We start from the raw sequence: 1,402 nt of genomic DNA, 5'->3' as shown, positions 1-1,402 counted from the left end.
GGTCTTGTTATCGGGCAGATCATAAGGCACCGGGTTTTTAGGGTTTGGCACCACGCCAATCACCAGTGGACGATCCGGGTCTCCATCCACAAACGCCACCATCACCTCCATGCCAATGCGTGGGATGACCTGCGCACCCCAAGTGCCGCCGCCCCATGCCTGGCTAACCCGCACCCAGCAGGTGTCAGAGCCATCCTTTTGCGCCTTGCGATCCCATGGAAACCAGACTTTAATCCGCCCGTATTTGTCGGTGTGGATCTCTTCACCCGATGGACCAGCCACAATCGCCACCTGCGCACCCTCAATCCGCGGCCGTTTGGTGTTGCGATGTGGTGTCAGCGGCACCCGTGACGGAATGGCCTCAAACTCATTGCGGTACTCTGGCTCATTTTCGGTGGTCTCATAGGACCGATCCACCGCCCAGTGCTTGATGCGTGTAATGACGTGTTCTTCGTAAACATGTTCGGGATGTGGCTCTTCATAGGGGGTAAAGCGACGGCCTGCTTCCAGCACCCGCACAGTGGATTGGCCCGTGACTTTCTCGTGATCGGCTTCCTCTGCCTGCATCCGGAATGTCTCTGCCCGATCCCCTTCCTGATCGTCAGCAATCCGGGCCGGATATTCATACAGTTCCCGTTGCTTGGCTCCCGGCATCTGGATCAGGGACGGCGTGGATTTGAGCGGGATTGAGCTTGGGGTTTCAAAATTCCAGTCTGCACCTGCTCTTTGGCCGGGGATGAAGGAAAACTCCCGCATCCATTCGGTAATGTGGTTGCGGTCCGATGAGCCTTGCGCCAGCCGCACCTTATCTTCGCCCTCGGCCGACGCGGATGGTGCGCTCCACGCCACTTTGTGATCACTGACTTTCAGGCGGTGAATGCCCTTTTCATGCTCAAACCAGTAGAACAAGCCATCTTCCTGGAACCGGCGCAGCAGATAATCCAGATCTGTCTCATTCCACTGCACGCTGTATTCGCGCGAAAGAGGGGCTTTGTGCATGGGAGCAGAAGCGGCGGCTGGAATGCCGTGTTCGGACAACAGCGTTTCCATCACCTGTAAAGATGTCTTGTTTTGCCAGATGCGGCAATCGGATCTACGCGACAGCAACCACATCTGCGGGCGGATGGTGAGTGTGTAACTGCGAAGCCCGCGTGTGACCGGCGGTCCTTCCGACAGATTGGTCACCAGCCCGTTGAACGGGCGGCGCACGCCGTCTTCGCCAAACTCACCTTGACGGATTTCCAAAGACACATCGACCAGCTTGCCAATCAGCTCTTCCGGCTTCACCGCCTCACGCTTGGCACGGACATTCAAGGTGATCTCGAACAGGCGATTGACGCCCTCATCCACCATCAACCGCTCTGGTAGCAATTGATCCTCTCCCAGAGGCGAGGACACGTTC

Annotated in this window: 1 protein-coding gene; it reads right to left on the bottom strand. The window is 57.4% G+C overall.

What is annotated here, in order from left to right; all coding sequences use genetic code 11:
* Positions 1 to 1,398, bottom strand: a 1,398-nt coding sequence (tssI, locus tag BJF95_RS00035; RefSeq protein WP_139317332.1) for a type VI secretion system tip protein TssI/VgrG, incomplete at its 3' end; no start/stop codon positions are given.
* Positions 1,399 to 1,402: the final 4 nt, after the last annotated feature.

The organism is Rhizobium oryziradicis (assembly GCF_001939045.1).
GTDB lineage: Bacteria > Pseudomonadota > Alphaproteobacteria > Rhizobiales > Rhizobiaceae > Allorhizobium > Allorhizobium oryziradicis.
This window is presented reverse-complemented; position numbering and strand designations above follow the sequence as displayed.